16 protein-coding genes are annotated in these 20,853 nt (G+C 69.1%); 13 read left to right on the forward strand and 3 right to left on the reverse strand.

Translation table 11 applies throughout. The features are described from left to right. Positions 1–211: 211 nt before the first annotated feature. The 4 genes from metH to Q8A52_RS23740 all read left to right on the forward strand — a co-directional run bounded on the left by metH (position 212) and on the right by Q8A52_RS23740 (position 8,904). Positions 212–3,733 carry a methionine synthase gene (gene metH, locus Q8A52_RS23725; RefSeq protein ID WP_316754922.1) on the forward strand — a complete coding sequence of 1,174 codons (3,522 nt, stop codon included), beginning with the start codon at positions 212–214 and terminating at the stop codon, positions 3,731–3,733. Positions 3,734–4,474: 741 nt separating this feature from the next. Beyond that, entirely contained in the window at positions 4,475–5,176 is a 702-nt protein-coding gene (locus Q8A52_RS23730; protein WP_316754924.1) for an HAD family hydrolase, read from the forward strand. Between the two features lie 422 nt (positions 5,177–5,598). Continuing rightward, a complete protein-coding gene (locus tag Q8A52_RS23735) occupies positions 5,599–7,203 on the forward strand; it encodes an ABC transporter substrate-binding protein (protein WP_316754925.1) in 1,605 nt (534 codons plus the stop codon). A 120-nt stretch (positions 7,204–7,323) separates the two neighbouring features. Beyond that, complete coding sequence (locus tag Q8A52_RS23740; protein ID WP_316755247.1) at positions 7,324–8,904, forward strand: ABC transporter substrate-binding protein; 1,581 nt, start codon at positions 7,324–7,326, stop codon at positions 8,902–8,904. A 96-nt stretch (positions 8,905–9,000) separates the two neighbouring features. Here the strand turns inward: Q8A52_RS23740 and Q8A52_RS23745 are convergent, their stop codons facing one another. Beyond that, on the reverse strand, positions 9,001–9,672 hold the full coding sequence (locus Q8A52_RS23745; RefSeq protein ID WP_316754929.1) for a response regulator transcription factor: 672 nt from the start codon (positions 9,670–9,672) through the stop codon (positions 9,001–9,003). 80 nt (positions 9,673–9,752) lie between these two features. Further along, positions 9,753–10,682 (reverse strand): RecB family exonuclease, encoded by a 930-nt coding sequence (locus Q8A52_RS23750; protein WP_316754931.1) that lies wholly within the window; start codon positions 10,680–10,682, stop codon positions 9,753–9,755. A 176-nt stretch (positions 10,683–10,858) separates the two neighbouring features. Here Q8A52_RS23750 and Q8A52_RS23755 point away from each other — a divergent pair, with 176 nt between their 5' ends. From Q8A52_RS23755 to Q8A52_RS23765, 3 genes are all read left to right on the forward strand, one after another. Next, the gene (locus tag Q8A52_RS23755; protein WP_316754933.1) at positions 10,859–12,472 is read left to right on the forward strand and encodes a site-2 protease family protein; all 1,614 of its coding nucleotides are present in this window, start codon (positions 10,859–10,861) and stop codon (positions 12,470–12,472) included. A 97-nt stretch (positions 12,473–12,569) separates the two neighbouring features. Further along, positions 12,570–13,472, forward strand: a complete 903-nt coding sequence (locus Q8A52_RS23760; protein ID WP_316754934.1) for a tRNA (adenine-N1)-methyltransferase — start codon at positions 12,570–12,572, stop codon at positions 13,470–13,472. A gap of 261 nt (positions 13,473–13,733) precedes the next feature. Further along, entirely contained in the window at positions 13,734–14,315 is a 582-nt protein-coding gene (locus Q8A52_RS23765) for a hypothetical protein (RefSeq protein WP_316754937.1), read from the forward strand. Between the two features lie 92 nt (positions 14,316–14,407). On the opposite strand, the gene Q8A52_RS23770 is transcribed toward Q8A52_RS23765, so the two are convergent. Next, the gene (locus tag Q8A52_RS23770; protein ID WP_316754939.1) at positions 14,408–14,713 is read right to left on the reverse strand and encodes a ferredoxin; all 306 of its coding nucleotides are present in this window, start codon (positions 14,711–14,713) and stop codon (positions 14,408–14,410) included. Between the two features lie 243 nt (positions 14,714–14,956). On the opposite strand from Q8A52_RS23770, the gene arc reads away from it, so the two are divergent. The 6 genes from arc to prcA all read left to right on the forward strand — a co-directional run bounded on the left by arc (position 14,957) and on the right by prcA (position 20,843). Further along, the gene (gene arc, locus Q8A52_RS23775) at positions 14,957–16,723 is read left to right on the forward strand and encodes a proteasome ATPase (protein ID WP_316754941.1); all 1,767 of its coding nucleotides are present in this window, start codon (positions 14,957–14,959) and stop codon (positions 16,721–16,723) included. A gap of 233 nt (positions 16,724–16,956) precedes the next feature. Then, complete coding sequence (gene dop / locus Q8A52_RS23780) at positions 16,957–18,468, forward strand: depupylase/deamidase Dop (protein WP_361615711.1); 1,512 nt, start codon at positions 16,957–16,959, stop codon at positions 18,466–18,468. 189 nt (positions 18,469–18,657) lie between these two features. Beyond that, the gene (locus Q8A52_RS23785; RefSeq protein WP_316754943.1) at positions 18,658–18,876 is read left to right on the forward strand and encodes a ubiquitin-like protein Pup; all 219 of its coding nucleotides are present in this window, start codon (positions 18,658–18,660) and stop codon (positions 18,874–18,876) included. Positions 18,877–19,110: 234 nt separating this feature from the next. Then, complete coding sequence (locus Q8A52_RS49090; RefSeq protein ID WP_408649239.1) at positions 19,111–19,248, forward strand: hypothetical protein; 138 nt, start codon at positions 19,111–19,113, stop codon at positions 19,246–19,248. Then, positions 19,200–20,045 carry a proteasome subunit beta gene (prcB, locus tag Q8A52_RS23795; RefSeq protein ID WP_316754947.1) on the forward strand — a complete coding sequence of 282 codons (846 nt, stop codon included), beginning with the start codon at positions 19,200–19,202 and terminating at the stop codon, positions 20,043–20,045. The genes Q8A52_RS49090 and prcB overlap by 49 nt, the downstream gene beginning before the upstream one ends. Before the next feature lie 60 nt (positions 20,046–20,105). Continuing rightward, positions 20,106–20,843: a proteasome subunit alpha gene (prcA, locus tag Q8A52_RS23800; protein WP_316754949.1), complete on the forward strand. Its 738-nt coding sequence runs from the start codon at positions 20,106–20,108 to the stop codon at positions 20,841–20,843. Positions 20,844–20,853: the final 10 nt, after the last annotated feature.

Genomic DNA, 20,853 nt, shown 5'->3' on the forward strand with positions numbered 1-20,853 from the left:
CACTACCGGTCCATGCCGACCTCCCGCTAATGGTCGGTCGGCACCTGTTACATCACATGTGGCCTGGGTGTGGCTCGGCCGCCACACCCGTCCGCCTTGTGGACGTCCTGCCCATCCAAGCCCACAGGCGGTTACTCTGGCGCCGTGCGTCCTCCCCGGTCCGCCCGGGAAGCCGCATAGCCGACAGCCGTCGCATCCCAGGGAGCCCTTCATGGCCTCGTTGCCACCGTCCCCTTCCGCCGACAGCCGGACCCGTGCGTCCGCGCTCCGAGAAGCACTCGCCACCCGTGTGGTGGTCGCCGACGGAGCCATGGGCACCATGCTCCAGGCGCAGGAACCCACCCTCGAGGACTTCGAGAATCTCGAGGGCTGCAACGAGATTCTCAACCTCACCCGCCCCGACATCGTCCGCTCCGTCCACGAGGCGTACTTCTCCGTGGGCGTCGACTGCGTCGAGACCAACACCTTCGGGGCCAACCACTCCGCGCTCGGCGAGTACGACATCTCCGACCGCGTGTACGAGCTGTCCGAGGCCGGCGCCCGCGTCGCCCGAGAGGTGGCGGACGACTTCACCGCCCGGGACGGCCGGCAGCGCTGGGTCCTCGGCTCCATGGGCCCCGGCACCAAACTGCCCACCCTGGGCCACGCCCCGTACACCACCCTGCGCGACGCCTACCAGCGCAACGCCGAGGGACTGGTCGCCGGCGGCGCGGACGCGCTGCTCGTCGAGACCACCCAGGACCTGCTGCAGACCAAGGCCGCCGTCCTCGGCTCCCGCCGGGCGCTGGAGGCCCTCGGCCTGGACCTGCCGCTGATCGTGTCGGTGACCGTCGAGACGACCGGCACCATGCTCCTCGGCTCGGAGATCGGCGCGGCCCTCACCGCGCTGGAGCCGCTCGGCATCGACATGATCGGCCTGAACTGCGCCACCGGCCCGGCCGAGATGAGCGAGCACCTGCGCTACCTCGCCCGCACCGCCCGCATCCCGCTGGCCTGCATGCCCAACGCGGGCCTGCCGGTTCTCGGCAAGGACGGCGCCCACTACCCGCTGACCGCACCGGAGCTCGCCGACGCCCAGGAGACCTTCGTACGCGAGTACGGCCTTTCCCTCATCGGCGGCTGCTGCGGCACCACCCCCGAGCATCTGCGCCAGGTCGTCGAGCGCGTCCGCGACCTCACCCCGACCGAGCGCAGCCCGCGGCCCGAGCCGGGTGCCGCCTCCCTCTACCAGACCGTCCCGTTCCGCCAGGACACCTCCTACCTGGCGATCGGCGAGCGGACCAACGCCAACGGCTCCAAGAAGTTCCGCGAGGCCATGCTCGAGGCCCGCTGGGACGACTGCGTGGAGATCGCCCGCGAGCAGATCCGCGAGGGCGCGCACATGCTCGACCTGTGCGTGGACTACGTCGGCCGCGACGGCGTCGCCGACATGGAGGAACTGGCCGGCCGCTTCGCCACCGCCTCCACCCTGCCGATCGTGCTCGACTCCACCGAGGTCGAGGTCATCCGCGCCGGTCTGGAGAAGCTCGGCGGACGCGCGGTCATCAACTCCGTCAACTACGAGGACGGCGACGGCCCCGAGTCCCGCTTCGCCAAGGTCACCCGGCTCGCCCAGGAGCACGGCGCGGCCCTGATCGCGCTCACCATCGACGAGGAGGGCCAGGCCCGCACCCCCGAGAAGAAGGTCGAGATCGCCGAACGGCTGATCGATGACCTGACCGGGAACTGGGGCATCCGTGAGGAGGACATCCTCATCGACACCCTGACCTTCACCATCTGCACCGGTCAGGAGGAGTCCCGCAAGGACGGCATCGCCACCATCGAGGCGATCCGCGAGCTCAAGCGGCGCCACCCGGACGTCCAGACCACCCTCGGCCTGTCCAACATCTCCTTCGGCCTCAACCCGGCCGCGCGCATCCTGCTCAACTCCGTCTTCCTCGACGAGTGCGTGAAGGCGGGCCTCGACTCGGCGATCGTGCACGCCTCAAAGATCCTGCCCATCGCCCGCTTCGACGAGGAGGAGGTGCAGACGGCCCTCGACCTGATCCACGACCGCCGCACCGAGGACTACGACCCCCTCCAGAAGCTGATGGCCCTGTTCGAGGGCGCCACGGCGAAGTCGCTGAAGGCGGGCAAGGCCGAGGAACTGGCCGCCCTGCCGCTGGAGGAGCGCCTCAAGCGCCGCATCATCGACGGCGAGCGCAACGGTCTGGAGCCCGACCTGGACCAGGCCCTGGAGACCCGCCCGGCCCTGGACATCGTCAACGACACCCTCCTGGACGGTATGAAGGTCGTCGGCGAGCTGTTCGGCTCCGGCCAGATGCAGCTGCCGTTCGTGCTTCAGTCCGCCGAGGTGATGAAGGCCGCCGTCGCCCATCTCGAGCCGCACATGGAGAAGTCGGACGCCGAGGGCAAGGGCACGATCGTGCTCGCCACCGTGCGCGGCGACGTGCACGACATCGGCAAGAACCTCGTCGACATCATCCTGTCCAACAACGGCTACAACGTCGTCAACCTCGGCATCAAGCAGCCGGTCTCCGCGATCCTGGAGGCGGCCGAGGAGCACCGGGCCGATGTCATCGGCATGTCGGGGCTCCTGGTCAAGTCCACGGTGATCATGAAGGAGAACCTGCAGGAGCTCAACCAGCGGGGCCTGGCCGCCGACTACCCCGTCATCCTTGGCGGAGCGGCCCTGACCCGCGCCTACGTGGAGCAGGACCTGTACGAGCTGTACGAGGGCGAGGTCCGCTACGCCCGCGACGCGTTCGAGGGGCTGCGCCTGATGGACGCCCTCATCGGCGTCAAGCGCGGCGTGCCCGGGGCGAAGCTGCCGGAGCTCAAGCAGCGCCGGGTGCGGGCCGCGGCCGCGGCCGCGGTCGAGATCGAGGACCGGCCGGAGGAGGGGCACGTCCGCTCGGACGTCGCCACCGACAACCCCGTGCCGGCCCCGCCCTTCTGGGACACCCGGATCGTCAAGGGCATCCAGCTCAAGGAGTACTCGAGCTGGCTGGACGAGGGCGCCCTGTTCAAGGGCCAGTGGGGTCTGAAGCAGGCCCGCACCGGCGAGGGACCGAGCTACGAGGAACTCGTCGAGACCGAGGGCCGCCCCCGTCTGCGCGGCCTGCTGGACCGGCTCCAGACGGAGAACCTGCTCGAGGCGGCCGTGGTCTACGGCTACTTCCCCTGCGTCTCCAAGGACGACGACCTCATCGTCCTCGACGAGCAAGGCAACGAACGCACCCGCTTCACGTTCCCGCGCCAGCGCCGTGGCCGCCGCCTGTGCCTGGCCGACTTCTTCCGCCCGGAGGAGTCGGGGGAGACGGACGTCGTCGGGCTGCAGGTCGTCACCGTCGGCTCCAGGATCGGCGAGGAGACCGCCAAGCTGTTCGCGTCGGACTCCTACCGCGAGTACCTCGAACTGCACGGTCTGTCGGTGCAGTTGGCCGAGGCGCTCGCCGAGTACTGGCACGCCCGGGTCCGCTCCGAACTGGGCTTCGCCGGGGAGGACCCGAGCGACATCGAGGACATGTTCGCCCTCAAGTACCGGGGCGCCCGCTTCTCCCTCGGCTACGGCGCCTGCCCCAACCTGGAGGACCGCGCCAAGATCGCCGACCTGCTCCAGCCGGAGCGCATCGGCGTCCACCTGTCGGAGGAGTTCCAGCTGCACCCGGAACAGTCCACGGACGCGATCGTGATCCACCACCCGGAGGCCAAGTACTTCAACGCCCGCTGAGCCCTCCGGGGGTTCGGCGGAGGACCTCCGGGCCGGGGGCGCCGACGGCCTCCGCGCCCTCAGCGGTGCCACCCGCGGTGTCACGCCGCGGGGCAGGTGCAGCGGGGTCTTCAGCGGCTCTGCGTGCCCCCGGCGGGCCATCGCCCACGGGGTGTCGCCGGGCGCCGCTTCGCGGTGCGCCCGCGGGCGCTCGCCGATCGGCCTCGGTTCCGCGGTGAGGGGCGCACGGTCGCGCCCTGGGCGTGCGGTCACACCGTGAGGGCGGGCGTGGCGGGACGTGCAGCCGCCCCGGGGTGCTCCGGCCGGTCATGCCTGTGGGTGCTCCGGCCGGTGTCCGCCGGTGGGCGGTTGCCCAGCTGGGTGCGCTGGCCGCGGGGCTCGGTTCCGTGGTGCAGCCCCTGGGGGCTTCGGCCGGGCCGTGGGGTCACACCCTGAGGGCGGGCGTGTCGGGGCGAACAGCCGGCTTCGGAGCCCCCAGCGGGCCATGTTCCGCGGGGGTGCCCCGGGCGGGCGGTCGTCCTCCCGGCTGTGCTTGCCGGCAGGCCGGTGTGGCCCGCCGAAAGGGCACCCGTGGCATACCTCAGGCCTCCCGGGCGTCCAGGGGGTGTTTCTGGGGATTCCCCCGCGCCCCAGTGATAAACCAGGCGTTTCACCTGCGGGAGTCGTACACTGGTCGATCCACCGCAGGCCGGTTCCCCGCTGGGGAACCGGCCTGATCGTCCCTCAAGGAGGTGCGCCCGGATGACCAGCACGGTCCCCGCGCTCGGAACCCGTACGGCGGAAGGCTCAGCCCTGCAGGCCGTGCTCCTCGACATGGACGGAACCCTGGTGGACACCGAGGGCTTCTGGTGGGACGTCGAGGTCGAGGTCTTCGCGCGCCTCGGCCACGCCCTCGACGACTCCTGGCGCCATGTCGTGGTCGGCGGCCCCATGACCCGCAGCGCGGGCTTCCTGATCGAGGCCACCGGCGCCGACATCACCCTCGCCGAGCTCACGGTGCTGCTCAACGACGGCTTCGAGGACCGTATCGGCCGCACCCTGCCGCTGATGCCGGGCGCCGCCAGACTGCTCGCCGAGCTGTACGAGCACGAGATCCCCACGGCCCTGGTCTCCGCCTCGCACCGGCGCATCATCGATCGCGTACTGGCCTCCCTCGGCCGCCAGCACTTCGCCCTGTCCATCGCCGGCGACGAGGTGTCGCGCACCAAGCCGTACCCGGACCCGTATCTCCTCGCCGCCTCCGGACTGGGGGTCGATCCGGCCAGATGCGCCGTCGTCGAGGACACCGCGACCGGCGTCGCGGCGGCGGAGGCCGCCGGCTGTCAGGTCGTCGCGGTGCCGTCCGTGGCCCCCATCGCCCCTGCCGCCCGCCGCACCGTGGTGACCTCTCTCGAAGAGGTCGACCTGGCATTTCTGCGCGGTCTGATGACGCAAGTGCGCTAGGCGTTCACCCAGCGTACAAAGTCCACTGGGGAAAAAGTCACCGCCCCTCACCCCGCGAAATTCGAGTCGAGTCGTTTGGCCGAATTCAGCCACCCCCTAACCTGTTTGAGGCTGTGACGTTCGCCACGCCCTCCGGGCTCGACATCGATGTCGAGGTGTGCAGGGCACCCCCGTTCGGGGGGAATCGCCGTGCCTTTGTGTCCTGATTGGTGGAACGCTGCACTAATCCTGCCTCTGTCGGGTTTTCGGTGTGTCCGCACCCGGTTTCACTGCGTGATGGGAACTCAACTCCGGCGGCTGTGAACCCCCGTGCTGGCGCGGACTAATCTCGTCGCGAGAACATCGCCGTTTCCCCCGTGATCCGCCGCGACACCCCTGCATGCCGGGTACACGGACCCGAACAGCTCTGGAGAACTTCGAGCATGAACCGTAAGCATTTGGTGCTGCCGGCCGTGGCCGGCCTGCTCACGCCGGTTCTCGCCGCGTGCGGCGGATCCGACAGCGGGAGCAAGAGCGGCGACGCGATCGTCGTCGGCACCACGGATCGGTTCACCGCCACCAAGGACGCTCCGGCGCCGCTCGACCCCGCCTACGCGTACGACGTCGGCACCTGGAACATCCTGCGCCAGACCGTGCAGACCCTGATGATCCAGCCCAAGGGCGAGGGCGACCCGGTGCCCGAGGCCGCAGAGAGCTGCGGCTTCACCGACAGCGGCAACGAACGCTATGCCTGCAAGCTCCGCGACGGCCTGAAGTTCGCCAATGGCGACGCCATCACGGCCGAGGACGTCAAGTACTCCATCGAGCGGGCCCTGCGCGTCAAGGCGGACAGTGGTGTATTCGCCCTGATGTCCGACATCGACACGATCGAGACGCAGGGCGACCGCGAGGTGATCTTCCACCTGAAGACCGCCGACGCCACCTTCCCGTACAAGCTGTCCACTCCGGTCGCGGGCATCGTCAACCCCGCGGACTACGCGAAGGACAAGCTGCGCGACGGGTTCGACATCGACGGCTCGGGCCCGTACACCCTGCAGACCGACGTCAAGAACGACGAGATCGTCACCGCCACCTTCGCCAAGAACCCCAACTACAAGGGGAGCCTGAAGGTGAGCAACGACAAGGTCGTGATGCGCTCCTTCACGGATGCCGCCGCCATGGGCGCCGCCATCGACAAGGGCGACATCGACGTCATGATTCGCAACATGACGCCGTCGCAGATCAAGAAGCTCGACGCCGGCAGCGACGAGAATGTCGACCTGGTCGACATGCCGGGTCTGGAAATCCGCTACCTGGCCTTCAACACCAGCGCGCCGACCGTGAAGAACAAGGCCGTGCGCGAGGCGATGGCCCAGGTCATCAACCGTGGCGAGCTCGTCTCCAAGGTGTACGGCACCCAGGCCGAGCCGCTGTACTCACTGGTCCCGGCCACCCTGACCGGCCACTCCAACTCCTTCTTCAACAAGTACGGCAACCCCAGCGTCACCAAGGCGAAGGCGCTGCTGACGCAGGCCGGCATCACCACCCCGGTGAAGCTGACCCTGCACTACACGACCGACCACTACGGTGCGGCCACCAAGCAGGAGTTCGAGATCCTGCAGAAGCAGCTCAACGACAGCGGCCTGTTCGACGTCCGCATCCAGGGCACCCCGTGGGCGACCTTCCAGACCGCTTCGCGCAAGGGCGCGTACGACGTCTGGGGCATGGGTTGGTTCCCCGACTTCCCGGACGCGGACAACTACCTGGCGCCGTTCCTCGACAAGGACAACTTCCTCGGCTCGCCGTACGCCAACAACAAGATCCGCAACACCCTGATCCCGGAGTCCCGCCGCGAGGCCGACCGGCTGACCGCCTCCAAGAGCCTGACGAGCATCCAGGACATCGTCGCCGACGACGTTCCGGTGCTGCCGCTGTGGCAGGGCAAGCAGTACGTGGCCGCGCGGAACGACATCACGGGTGCCTCCTACGCGCTCAACTCGTCCTCGACGCTTCAGCTGTGGGAGCTCGGCCGCGGAGCGGGCGGCTGACGATCCGTCACTTACCGTCCGGCGAACGCATATCGCCGACGGGCGGTAAGGTAATCGGGTTTTTGCCCCGGGTCCGGGACGGCGCTCCGGGGACGAGATCCGACGACAAGGCACATGCACGTGAACAAGCGCAACCAGTGGCCGGTCCTGCCCATCGTGGCGGGGCTGGCCTCCGGCCTGTTGACCGGCTGCGGCTCGGAGACCGGTGATTCCGGGGGTACCGGCTCCTCCGTGGTGATGGGGATGTCCGACGACGTCCTCGCCACGGACCCCGCCTCCGGCTATGACCCCGGGTCCTGGCTGTTGTTCAACAACGTCTTCCAGTCGCTGCTGAGCTTCCCCAAGGGCGCGACGGAGCCCCAGCCGGAAGCGGCGAAGGAGTGCACCTTCACCGACGGCCAGGCCAAGGTCTACCGGTGCACGCTCCAGGACGGCCTCAAGTTCAGCAACGGTGACCCGCTCACCTCGAAGGACGTGAAGTTCTCCTTCGACCGCATGCTGAAGATCAACGACTCGGCCGGTCCCGCGATCATGTTCCCGATGCTGGAGAGCGTCGAGACCCCGGACCAGAAGACCGTCGTCTTCCGGCTCAACGTGCCCGACGCCACCTTCCCCAGCAAGATCGCCTCCGGTGCCGGCTCCATCGTCGACCACCTGCAGTACGACGCGAACGGCCTCCGCAAGGACGACAAGGCCGTCGGTTCCGGCCCCTACACGATGGACTCCTTCGGGGACGACGAGGCCGTCTTCTCGCCCAACTCCCACTACAAGGGCACCGCCGAGATCAAGAACTCCGGCATCACCCTCAAGTTCTTCCACGGCGACCAGACCGCCCTGAAGAAGGCCCTCCTCGACGACGAGGTCGACATCGCGTACCGCGGTCTGACCGCGGGCGACATCTCCGACATAGAGAAGCAGAACGACAGCAAGGGCGTCGAGGTCATCGAGGGCAGCAGCGCCGAGGTCCAGCACCTGGTCTTCAACATGCACGACCCGGTCGCCGGAAAGCTCGGCGTGCGCAAGGCCATTGCCCATCTCATCGACCGCGACGCCCTGATCAAGAACGTCTACCAGGGCACGGCCACCCCGCTGTACTCGATCATCCCGGCCGGTATCGCGGGCCACAACACGGCCTTCTTCGACACCTACGGCGCCCGCCCCTCCCAGGCCAAGGCCGCCGCCGCCCTGCGCGCCGACGGCATCACCGGCAAGGTGAAGCTCACCCTCTGGTCCACCCCCTCCCGCTACGGCCCGGCCACCGACCAGGAGCTGAAGGCCATCGCGGGGCAGCTCAACGCCAGCGGCCTGTTCGACGCCGACGTCAAGTCCGTCGCCTTCGACCAGTACGAGAAGGACATCGCCAAGGGCAAGTACGGCGTGTACGTGAAGGGCTGGGTGCCCGACTACCCGGACGCCGACAACTTCACGGCCCCGTTCTTCGGCAAGGGCAACGTGCTGAGCAACAACTACCGCAACACCACGATCACCGGCTCCCTCATCCCGAGCACCGCCGCCCAGAGCGACCGCGCCGCCACCGACGGGGACTTCGGCCGCCTCCAGGACATCGTCGCCGACGAGCTCCCGGTCCTCCCGGTCTGGCAGGCCAAGCAGTACGCGGTCACCCGCGACGGCGTCTACGGGCTGGAGTACTGCCTCGACGCCTCGACCGTGTTCCGCTTCTGGGAACTCAGCAAGAGCTGACGGCCCCCGGGACGCACACGAAGGGCGCCCCTTCTCCGCGGATCTCTCCACGGGGAAGGGGCGCCCTCGTCGTACGACGGATGCTCGCCGCGGTGCCTACTGCGCGCCGGGACGCACCAGACCGCTCTCGTACGCGTACACCGCCGCCTGTACCCGGTCCCGCAGCCCCAGCTTGGTCAGCACATGCCCGACATGCGTCTTGACCGTCGTCTCGCTGACGAACAGGTCCGCGGCGATCTCGGCGTTCGAGAGCCCGCGCGCCACCAGCTTCAGCACCTCGACCTCGCGGTCGGTGAGCGTGTGCAGCGTGTCCGGCACCGGCTCGTCACCCGACGGCAGATGCGTGGCGTACTTGTCGAGGAGCCGCCGTGTGATGCTCGGCGCGAGCATCGCCTCACCATCGGCCACCACCCGGATCGCCTGCACCAGCTCATTGGCGGGCGCGTCCTTCAGCAGGAACCCGCTGGCCCCGGCCCGCAGCGCCTCCACCACGTACTCGTCCAGGTCGAAGGTGGTCAGCACGAGCACCTTCGCCGGTCCGTCCCGTCCCGGTCCGGTGATCTGCCGGGTCGCCTCCACACCGTCCATCCGCGGCATGCGGATGTCCATCAGAACCACATCGGGCTGCAGGGCCCGCACCTGGTCGAGCGCCTGGAGGCCGTCTCCGGCCTCGCCGACGACCGCGATGTCCTGCTCGGCTTCCAGGATCATCCGGAAGCCCGTACGCAGCAGCGGCTGGTCGTCGACCAGTAGGACGCGGATGGCCACGTGAGTCTCCTTCGCTAGTCCGGCCCCATTCTGCCCTGCACGGGCTGATCGGCTTGCCTCCGGGGCACGGCCCCGAAGGCTCACACCTCGCCGGACCCGGCCGCGGTGACCGGCAGCGGATACGGCGGGGGAGTGCCGCCGAACTCCGGGCAGTGCGCCTGGTGGTCGCACCAGCCGCACAGCTTGGTCGGGCGCGGCCGCCAGTCGCCCGTCTCGGTGGCCTGCCGGATCGCCTCCCACAGCGCGAGAAGCTTCCGCTCGACGCGCTCCAGGTCGGCGAGGACGGGGTCGTACGTCAGCACATCACCGCTGCCGAGGTAGACGAGCTGCAGCCGGCGCGGGATCACGTTCTTCAGCCGCCAGACGACGAGGGCGTAGAACTTCATCTGGAACAGCGCGCCCTCCGCGTACTCCGGGCGGGGCGCCTTTCCCGTCTTGTAGTCGACGATCCGCACCTCACCGGTCGGCGCCACATCGACCCGGTCGATGATCCCGCGCAGCCGCAGTCCGGACTCCAGCTCGGCCTCCACGAACAGCTCGCGCTCGGCGGGCTCCAGCCGGGTCGGGTCCTCCAGCGTGAACCACCGCTCCACGAGAAGCTCGGCCTCGCTCAGCCAGCGCGCGAGCCGCTCGCCCTCCGGATCCTCCGCGAACAGCTCCAGCACCTCGGGCTTCGTCTCCCGCAGCCGGTCCCACTGTCCCGGGATCAGCGACTTCGCCCTCGGCGCGGTCCGCTCGGCGGCGGGTGCGTCGAAGAGCCGCTCGAGGACCGCGTGCACCAGGGTGCCCCTGGTCGCCGCTTCGCTCGGCTTCTCCGGCAGCCGGTCGATCACCCGGAACCGGTACAGCAGCGGGCACTGCATGAAGTCACTGGCCCGCGAGGGCGACAGCGAAGCGGGCGCTATGACCGCGGGCCGGGCAGCGGCCGCCGCCCTGCCCTCGGTCGCCGCCGTCACCGGCTCGGCCATGACCGGTGGAACCGCTTCTGCGCCCTCGATGCTGCTGTCCATGACCACAGACCATACGGCCCGCCACTGACAGTCACCCACCCGCGGGCCGCGGTCCCGTACGGCCGCCGGGCAAACACAGGGGGTGCCGGGGCGGAACGAGTCACGACGGCCGCATACCATCGACCCAGACCCTTCCGCCCGGATGGTGCGGAAGACGCTTCGAACGAGGGGACACCGTGGACGTGAGCGGCGGGAGCGGGCGGCCGCGGCCCGGGAACGAAAAGCCGACCGAACACCCCACAGTTCCTACGACCCCGGACACCGAGCCCCCCGGGCCGCAGCCCGACGACGCCGCGCGGCCGCCCACCGCGGACGGCGCCGACCACCCCACCCGCCCCGAGCCGGAGCCGACCACTCCCGCAGAAACCGAGGGCGAGAGCACGACCCCGCGCGACAGCGACAGTGACCGCGGCACGGTCGACCCGGCTTCCGGCGGCGACAGCGAGTCCCACGGCGACAGCGACTCCGACAAGGCCCCGGCCCCGGGCGGCGAGGAGGACACCGGTGACACCCCGGCCCCCGGCACCGCCCCCGGCAGCCGCCCGGAACCCAAGCCCGGCCCCGGCTTCGAGAAGCACCCCGACCGGTCCCATGCCGACGCCGGGATCGCCAAGGGGCAGCCGCCGGTGCGGCCCAAGGAGCCCGGTGGCGGGCTTCTCATGGGGCGGCCCTTCGGGGTGCCCGTCTACGTGGCACCCAGCTGGTTCCTCGTCGCCGCCCTGATCACCTGGGTGTTCGGCGGACAGCTGGACCGCGTGCTGCCGGAGCTCGGCGCCGCCCGCTACCTCGTGTCCCTCTTCTTCGCGGTCGCCTTCTACGCCTCCGTCCTGGTCCACGAGCTCGCCCACACCGTCGCCGCCATCCGCTTCAAACTCCCGGTCCGCCGCATCCAGCTCCAGTTCTTCGGCGGCGTCTCCGAGATCGAGAAGGAGGCCGAGACACCGGGACGTGAGTTCGTGCTGGCCTTCGTCGGCCCGCTGCTCTCCCTCGTGCTGGCCGGGGTGTTCTACCTCGCCATGCAGCCCGTACGGCCCGGCACCGTCCCCGGCGTCCTGCTGGCCGGCCTGATGATCTCCAACCTCATCGTCGCCGCCTTCAACCTGCTGCCCGGCCTCCCGCTCGACGGCGGCCGTATGCTCCGCGCCGTCGTCTGGAAGATCACTGGCAAGCCCATGAGCGGCACCGTCGCCGCCGCCTGGGTCGGCCGCGCCCTCGCCATCTCCGTCCTGATCGGCCTCCCCCTCCTCAACCAGTCCGGCGCCTTCGGCTCCGGCAACGAGGAGATCAACGGCATGGACACCGTCACCGACGCCCTGCTCGCCGCCATCCTCGCCGCGATCATCTGGACCGGCGCCGGCAACAGCCTCCGCATGGCCCGCCTGCGTGAACACCTCCCGGAGCTGCGCGCCCGCACCCTCACCCGCCGGGCCGTCCCCGTCCAGACCGACACCCCGCTCTCGGAGGCCCTGCGCCGGGCCAACGCGGCCGGTGCCCGCGCCCTCGTGGTCGTCGACGCCGACGGCAACCCCCTCTCGCTCGTCCGCGAGGCCGCCATCGTCGGCGTACCCGAACACCGTCGCCCCTGGGTCTCCGTCGGCGGTCTCGCCCAGGAACTGACCGACGGGATGCGTGTCTCCGCCGAGCTCTCCGGGGAGGAACTCCTCGACGCCCTGCGCGCCGCCCCGGCCACCGAGTACCTCGTCGTCGAGGAGACCGGGGAAATCTACGGAGTGCTCTCCGCCGCGGACGTCGAGCGTGCCTTCGTCAAGGCCATGGCAAGACCCGCGTGACGCGGCCGCGACCGGTGCGCGCCGTTCGCCCGCGCCGTCGGCCCACCCACCTCTTCCGTTGGTCCGAGCCGCCTGTGGGGACCGGTAGGCTGTTCACATGTCCGAACCGACCGGTGCCGCCCGCAGGCGCGGGCCCTTCAAGGTCGGGGACCAGGTACAGCTGACCGACCCCAAGGGCCGCCACTACACGTTCACGCTCGAAGCCGGGAAGAACTTCCACACCCACAAGGGATCCTTCCCCCACGACGAGCTGATCGGCGCTCCCGAGGGCAGCGTTGTCCGCACCACCGGAAACGTCGCCTACCTCGCGCTGCGCCCCCTGCTCCCCGACTACGTCCTGTCCATGCCCCGCGGGGCAGCCGTCGTCTACCCGAAGGACGCGGGGCAGATCCTCGCCTTCGCCGACATCTTCCCCGGCGCCCGCGTCGTGGAGGCCGGCGTCGGCTCCGGCTCGCTCAGCAGCTTCCTGCTGCGGGCCATCGGCGACCAGGGCATGCTGCACTCCTACGAGCGCCGCGAGGACTTCGCCGACATCGCCCGGCAGAACGTCGAGCGCTACTTCGGCGGCCCGCACCCGGCCTGGCAGCTCACCGTCGGCGACCTCCAGGACAACCTGTCCGACACCGACGTCGACCGCGTCATCCTCGACATGCTCGCCCCCTGGGAGTGCCTGGAGGCCGTCTCCAAGGCACTCGTGCCCGGCGGCATCCTGTGCTGCTACGTCGCCACCACCACCCAGCTCGCCCGGACCGTGGAGTCCATCCGCGAGATCGGCTGCTTCAACGAGCCGACCTCCTGGGAGACGATGATCCGCAACTGGCACATCGAGGGCCTGGCCGTCCGCCCCGACCACCGGATGATCGGCCACACCGGCTTCCTCCTCACCGCCCGCCGCCTCGCCGACGGCGTCGAGCCGCCCATGCGCCGCCGCCGCCCCGCCAAGGGCGCCTACGGCGAGGACTACGCCGGCCCCAACGCCGACGGAGGCGCCGGTCGCTGAGGCGTCCCTTTGTCGCCTTCTTGCCACCTTCGTCGCCTTTTGTCAGACCAACGCACGGGCGCCGTGGCGGAGTTCCGGAAATGTCCCGGGAACTCCGCCACGGCGCCCGTGCGTTGACAGGGCACCAGGATTCCCGGGCCTCCGTCGCACTCGAGCCGCACAGCCTGCCGAAATCCCGGACCCCGCCGTTCCCCCGCGGTGTGACGTGTGGCACCATGCTGGCCACCCCCACCGGCACAGCCACCACAGGAGACACTCCTAGTGCAGCAATCCGCCGTCCCGGAACTGGCTCACACCCACGCCCGCCCCATCCACTGGGTCGCCACCGCAGCCGCTGTCGCCGGCGTCGTGGCTCTCTCCTCCGTGCTGCAGCCGGGCTCGGCCAAGGCCGCCCAGCCCGCCGCCGGCACCGGGACGAAGTCCGCCCCCGCGGCCGCCGCGCCGCCCAGCACCGAGGGCGTCGACTTCCCCCTGAAATGCGGTCCGGTGAAGGTGAAGGTCCAGAAGAAGGCCACTGGAGACCTCGACGGGGACGGCCGGCCCGAGACGGTCGCGGTGGTGCACTGCGACGCCCCCATGGGCACCCCGCCCGACGGCGTCTACGTCCTCACCCGGGCCGCCGGCGCCGAACGGCCCCGCATCGTCGCCACCCTGGTCGACCCCAAGGACCGGCTCACGGTCACCGACTTCACCGTTCGCGCCGGAGCCGTCACCGCGACGCTGCTCGGCTACTCCTCGGCCGACGTACCCAGTTGCTGCCCCGATACGAGGACGGAAGCCAAGTGGCAGTGGAAGGGCGGGGCGTTCGTCCGCTCGACACCCGCCGGCGCCCACAGCGTGTGAGCTCCGGCGCGCGCGCCGGACAAACGAAACACGCCCTGGGATCCCAGGGCGTGTGAGAAATCAGACAATGATCACGGCGAGTGGCTGGGGGGTCACTCCGCGTCGGGCCCGTAGACCTCCACCCTGTCCGAAATCCGACGCACATGAATGCACTCGCCCGGGCACTCCTTCGCCGAGTCCACCACGTCGGTCAGAAGCGGCAACGGCACCGGCGTGACTGCCCCCTTGGCCTGCAGCAGCTCGTCGTCCGCGCCCTTCACATACGCCAGCCCGTCGATGTCCAGCTCGAACACTTCCGGTGCGTACTGGGCGCAGATTCCGTCGCCCGTACACAGGTCCTGGTCGATCCAGACCTCCAGCGCCTCGCCGTCGCTTCGGGTCGCCTGCTGCACGGTCATCTCTCCTGACGTATCTGCGCCGAGCCGACGGGAATCCGGCCAGCTCTGACGGGTGTTGAACTCCTCGAGCCTACCTCCGGCGGCTTCCCAATCATGTTCGGTGGGTATTCCCCTGGCGTGAGGGAGAGCGCAAGGGTGAAGATCGGACACTCCTTGACAGTCTTTGTGATCTAGGGGTTTCAATCGACACCCACCCAGGTAGGGTCTGGAAGCGTCCAGCTCCCCTTGGAGGAGGTGAGGACCGTGGCAGCCCACGACGACGACATGAACCGCGGCATCCGCCCGGGACGAGGGTCCGACGACCCGGCCGGGCAGATCGCCTACCTTGAGCAGGAGATCGCCGTCCTGCGACGCAAGCTCGCCGACTCTCCGCGACACACGAGGATTCTCGAAGAGCGGATCGTCGAGCTGCAGACGAACCTGGCCGGCGTGTCCGCCCAGAACGAGCGACTCGCCAACACGCTCCGCGAGGCCCGGGACCAGATCGTGGCCCTCAAGGAAGAGGTCGACAGGCTCGCGCAGCCACCGGCCGGCTTCGGCGTCTTCCTGACGGCGAACGAGGACGGCACGGCCGACATCTTCACCGGGGGCCGCAAGCTCCGGGTGAACGTCAGCCCCAGCGTCGACCTCGACGACCTCAGGCGCGGCCAGGAAGTCATGCTCAACGAGGCGCTCAACGTGGTCGAGGCCATGGAGTACGAGCGCGTCGGGGACATCGTCACCCTCAAGGAGATCCTTGAGGACGGCGAGCGCGCCCTGGTGCTCGGGCACACCGACGAGGAACGGGTGGTACGGCTCGCCGAGCCGCTGCTGGACGTCACCATCCGTCCCGGCGACGCCCTCCTGCTCGAACCCCGCTCCGGCTACGTCTACGAGGTCGTCCCCAAGAGCGAGGTCGAGGAACTCGTCCTCGAAGAGGTGCCCGACATCGGCTACGAGGCCATCGGCGGCCTCGGCAACCAGATCGAGGCCATCCGCGACGCGGTCGAGCTCCCGTACCTCTACCCCGACCTCTTCAAGGAGCACGAACTGCGGCCGCCGAAGGGCGTCCTGCTGTACGGGCCTCCCGGATGCGGCAAGACGCTCATCGCCAAGGCCGTGGCGAACTCTCTGGCCAAGAAGGTCGCCGAGGTGACCGGCCAGGCCGCCGGCAAGAGCTTCTTCCTCAACATCAAGGGCCCCGAGCTCCTGAACAAGTACGTCGGCGAGACCGAGCGGCAGATCCGCCTCGTCTTCCAGCGCGCACGGGAGAAGGCCAGCGAGGGCACCCCCGTGATCGTCTTCTTCGACGAGATGGAATCCCTCTTCCGCACCCGTGGCTCCGGCGTCAGCTCGGACGTGGAGAACACCATCGTCCCCCAGCTGCTCGCCGAGATCGACGGTGTCGAGGGGCTGCAGAACGTGGTCGTGATCGGTGCCTCCAACCGCGAGGACATGATCGACCCCGCCATCCTGCGCCCCGGCCGACTCGACGTGAAGATCAAGATCGAGCGTCCGGACGCCGAAGCGGCCAAGGACATCTTCGGGAAGTACCTCACCGAGCGCCTGCCACTGCACGCGGACGACCTCGGCGAGCACGGCGGCGACAAGTCCACCACGGTCCAGAGCATGATCCAGACCGCGGTCGAGCACATGTACGCCGAATCCGAGGAAAACCGCTTCCTGGAGGTCACCTACGCCAACGGTGACAAGGAAGTCCTCTACTTCAAGGACTTCAACTCCGGCGCCATGATCGAAAACATTGTCGGACGCGCCAAGAAAATGGCGATCAAGGAATTCCTCGAGCACAACCAGAAGGGTCTCCGCGTCTCCCACCTGCTCCAGGCCTGCGTGGACGAGTTCAAGGAGAACGAGGACCTGCCCAACACCACCAACCCCGACGACTGGGCTCGGATCTCCGGAAAGAAGGGCGAACGGATCGTTTACATCCGTACCCTCATCACCGGAAAGCAGGGCGCGGACACCGGACGCTCCATCGACACGGTGGCAAACACCGGTCAGTACCTGTAAAAGGCAGGGCGGCTGCGGGTGCCCTCACCGGGTATCCGCAGCCGACTGTTTTTCGGGCCACGGCTGGAGCAGGCAATGACGCAAATGATCTCCCCACCAGCGCAAAGGCGTTCTAGGCTCTTTCCTACCGCCGAGTCGCGCAGTGCGGGGACGGGCACCGCACACGCACCGGAGCGCCAGCGGTACTTGAGCGGCGTCCACGACCGAGGGTGCCGCCGGGCAAGGAGGGCCGCATGACCGTACGGCGAGTAATGGGCATCGAGACGGAGTACGGGATCTCCGTCCCCGGCCACCCCAACGCCAATGCCATGCTCACCTCGTCCCAGATCGTCAACGCCTACGCGGCGGCGATGCACCGGGCCCGCCGGGCCCGCTGGGACTTCGAGGAGGAGAACCCGCTGCGGGATGCCCGAGGCTTCGACCTCGCCCGCGAGGCCGCCGACGCCAGCCAGCTCACCGACGAGGACATCGGACTCGCCAATGTGATCCTCACCAATGGCGCCCGCCTCTACGTCGACCACGCACACCCCGAATACAGCGCCCCCGAGGTCACCAACCCCCGCGACGCCGTCCTCTGGGACAAGGCCGGCGAGCGGATCATGGCCGAGGCCGCGGAACGCGCCGCCCAGCTCCCCGGCGCCCAGCCCATCCACCTCTACAAGAACAACACCGACAACAAGGGCGCCTCCTACGGCACGCACGAGAACTACCTGATGAAGCGGGAGACCCCCTTCTCGGACATCGTGCGCCACCTCACGCCCTTCTTCGTCTCCCGCCAGGTCTTCTCCGGAGCGGGCCGCGTCGGCATCGGCCAGGACGGCCACGAGCACGGCTTCCAGCTCAGCCAGCGCGCCGACTATTTCGAGGTCGAGGTGGGCCTCGAGACGACCCTCAAGCGGCCGATCATCAACACCCGCGACGAGCCCCACGCCGACGCGGAGAAGTACCGCCGGCTCCATGTGATCATCGGCGACGCGAATCTCTCGGAGATCTCGACCTACCTGAAGCTCGGCACGACGGCCCTGGTCCTCTCCATGATCGAGGACGGCTTCATCGCGGTCGACCTGGCCGTGGACCAGCCCGTACGAACCCTGCACCAGGTCTCCCACGACCCGACGCTCAAGCGTCTGGTCACCCTCCGCAGCGGCCGGACACTCACCGCGGTCCAGCTGCAGATGGAGTACTTCGAGCTGTCGCGCAAGTACGTCGAGGACCGCTTCGGCGCCGACGCCGACGAACAGACCAAGGACGTCCTCGCCCGCTGGGAGGACACCCTCAACCGCCTGGAGAACGATCCCATGAGCCTGGCGGGGGAGCTGGACTGGGTGGCCAAGCGGGAGCTCATGGAGGGCTACCGCCGCCGCGACGGCCTCGACTGGGACGCCGCCCGGCTGCACCTCGTCGACCTCCAGTACGCGGACGTACGGGCCGAGAAGGGCCTCTACAACCGTCTGGTGGCCCGTGGACGCATGAAGCGGCTCCTGGACGAGGCCGACGTCGAGCGGGCCCGTACGAGCCCTCCTGAGGACACCCGCGCCTACTTCCGCGGCCGCTGCCTCGAGCAGTACGCGGACGACGTCGCCGCGGCCTCCTGGGACTCGGTCATCTTCGACCTCCCCGGCCGCGACAGCCTCCAGCGCGTCCCAACCCTCGAACCGCTTCGCGGAACGCGAAATCACGTCAAGGAGCTCCTGGACCGCTGTCGCACCGCAGAAGACCTGGTCAGGGTCCTTTCCGGCGGCTGACGCGGCACACGGACCGCATCGGGCGCGCGGGGTGGAAATCCCGGCGCCCGGGAATCATCGAGGTGGCCCCCGTACGTTGGAGAAACTGCGGGGCCGATGTCGGACCCGGCTTGTAGGGTCTGATCATCACCGATCGGCAGGAATGCCGACCTGTCGACCATGTCGGGCGAACTGAGCGGGGTGAGGGTTATGGCGACCAAGGACACCGGCGGCGGCCAGCAGAAGGCGACGCGCTCCACGGAGGAGGTCGAGGAGCAGGCGCAGGACGCGCAGGCCTCCGGCGACCTGAAGGAGCGCCACGAGAAGCTGAACGACGACGTGGACTCCGTCCTGGACGAGATCGATGACGTGCTCGAGGAGAACGCAGAGGACTTTGTGCGGTCCTTCGTTCAAAAGGGTGGCCAGTAAGCCGCCTTTTCCTTCGAATCGAATGTCGGTGGGGTTTCAGGGTCGCGGACGAGTCGGAACTGAAGCGCTGCGCGCGGTGCGGTGAGGCCGAGCCGCGCGCAGTCTTCGTACGGCCTCCCCGAAGCCGGGCGTGACGAACTGTCCGCCTCCGGGGGCGGCACCCGCCGTATCCGTCCGTCCGCCTCTCCAAGGCATGTGGATCACCGCCGCAACACGGGTAGGGTCCCTCGCGTAATGTGCTTCAACTGCGATTCCGGCCTCGGCCTGTTGAGGGACGACCCCGACGCGGTACGCCGGGCCGCCGCCTATCTGGAAGGAAACTCGTGGAAGCCAATACTCGTGGCACCGGGCGTCTACCAGCTGCCTTCCTGACGCCAGGGTCCTCTTCGTTCATGGACTTTCTCTCCGAGCACCAGCCCGAGCTGCTGCCCGGCAAGCGGCAGCTGCCGCCCACCCAGGGCGTGATCGAGGCGCCGCACGGCACGACCATCGTGGCCGTGACGTTCCCCGGGGGCGTCGTGCTCGCCGGTGACCGCAGGGCCACCATGGGCAACGTCATCGCGCAGCGGGACATCGAGAAGGTGTTCCCGGCCGACGAGTACTCGGCCGTCGGCATCGCCGGCACCGCCGGTCTGGCCGTCGAGATGGTCAAACTCTTCCAGCTGGAGCTGGAGCACTTCGAGAAGGTCGAAGGCGCGCAGCTGTCGCTGGAGGGCAAGGCGAACCGGCTCTCGACGATGATCCGGTCCAACCTCGGCATGGCGATGCAGGGCCTGGCCGTGGTGCCGCTGTTCGCCGGATTCGACGTGGACCGGGCCAAGGGACGGATCTTCTCCTACGACGTGACGGGCGGCCGCTCCGAGGAGCACAACTTCGCCGCCACCGGCTCGGGCTCGATCTTCGCGCGCGGTGCGATGAAGAAGCTGTTCCGTGAGGACCTGACCGAGGACCAGGCCACCACGCTCGTGGTGCAGGCCCTGTACGACGCGGCAGACGACGACTCGGCGACCGGTGGTCCCGATGTCGCCCGCCGGATCTACCCGATCGTCACCGTGATCACCGAGGACGGCTTCCGCCGGCTGACCGAGGACGAGTCCTCCGAGATCGCCCGTGCGGTGCTGGCACGGCGTCTGGAGGAGCCGGACGGCCCGCGGGCCGCTCTGCTCTAGCCCGGCGCCCGGTCTTATCAAGGTGGTCCAGTGACTTCGACAGAAAGGGATGGATAACCGGTGTCGACGCCGTTCTATGTCTCACCCCAGCAGGCCATGGCCGACCGGGCGGAGTACGCCCGCAAGGGCATCGCCCGTGGCCGCAGCCTGGTCGTGCTGCAGTACGCCGACGGCATTGTCTTCGTCGGTGAGAACCCGTCCCGCGCGCTGCACAAGTTCAGCGAGATCTACGACCGGATCGGCTTCGCGGCCGCCGGCAAGTACAACGAGTACGAGAACCTGCGCATCGGTGGCGTCCGCTACGCCGATCTGCGGGGTTACACCTACGACCGGGACGACGTGACCGCCCGCGGTCTCGCGAACGTCTACGCCCAGACGCTGGGCACGATCTTCTCCAGCGCGGCCGAGAAGCCGTACGAGGTGGAGCTGGTCGTGGCCGAGGTCGGCGAGACGCCGGAGGGTGACCAGATCTACCGGCTGCCGCACGACGGGTCGATCGTGGACGAGCACGGCTCGGTCGCGGTGGGCGGCAACACCGAGCAGATCAGCAGCTTCCTGGACCAGCGTCACCAGGACGGCATGAGTCTGGCCGAGGCGCTGAAGCTGGCCGTGCAGGCTCTGTCCCGTGACACGAACGGCAGTGAGCGGGAGATCCCCGCCGAGCGCCTGGAGGTCGCGGTGCTGGACCGGACGCGTCCGCAGCAGCGCAAGTTCAAGCGCATCGTCGGCCGTCAGCTGTCGCGCCTGCTGGAGGCGGACGGTGCGGCCACGGAGGCGGAGAGCTCCGAGGAGGAGTAGTACGCCGTCT

Source organism: Streptomyces herbicida (genome assembly GCF_032656585.1).
Lineage (GTDB): Bacteria > Actinomycetota > Actinomycetes > Streptomycetales > Streptomycetaceae > Streptomyces > Streptomyces herbicida.

Excerpts from the sequence above, each read along its gene's own strand:
- Q8A52_RS23735 (WP_316754925.1), top strand. The coding sequence starts at position 5,599 with ATGAACCGTAAGCATTTGGTGCTGCCGGCCGTGGCCGGCCTGCTCACG.
- dop (WP_361615711.1), top strand. The coding sequence starts at position 16,957 with ATGACCGTACGGCGAGTAATGGGCATCGAGACGGAGTACGGGATCTCC.
- Q8A52_RS23730 (WP_316754924.1), top strand. The coding sequence starts at position 4,475 with ATGACCAGCACGGTCCCCGCGCTCGGAACCCGTACGGCGGAAGGCTCA.
- Q8A52_RS23750 (WP_316754931.1), bottom strand. The coding sequence starts at position 10,682 with ATGGACAGCAGCATCGAGGGCGCAGAAGCGGTTCCACCGGTCATGGCC.
- Q8A52_RS23770 (WP_316754939.1), bottom strand. The coding sequence starts at position 14,713 with ATGACCGTGCAGCAGGCGACCCGAAGCGACGGCGAGGCGCTGGAGGTC.
- Q8A52_RS23785 (WP_316754943.1), top strand. The coding sequence starts at position 18,658 with ATGGCGACCAAGGACACCGGCGGCGGCCAGCAGAAGGCGACGCGCTCC.
- Q8A52_RS23760 (WP_316754934.1), top strand. The coding sequence starts at position 12,570 with ATGTCCGAACCGACCGGTGCCGCCCGCAGGCGCGGGCCCTTCAAGGTC.
- metH (WP_316754922.1), top strand. The coding sequence starts at position 212 with ATGGCCTCGTTGCCACCGTCCCCTTCCGCCGACAGCCGGACCCGTGCG.
- Q8A52_RS49090 (WP_408649239.1), top strand. The coding sequence starts at position 19,111 with ATGTGCTTCAACTGCGATTCCGGCCTCGGCCTGTTGAGGGACGACCCC.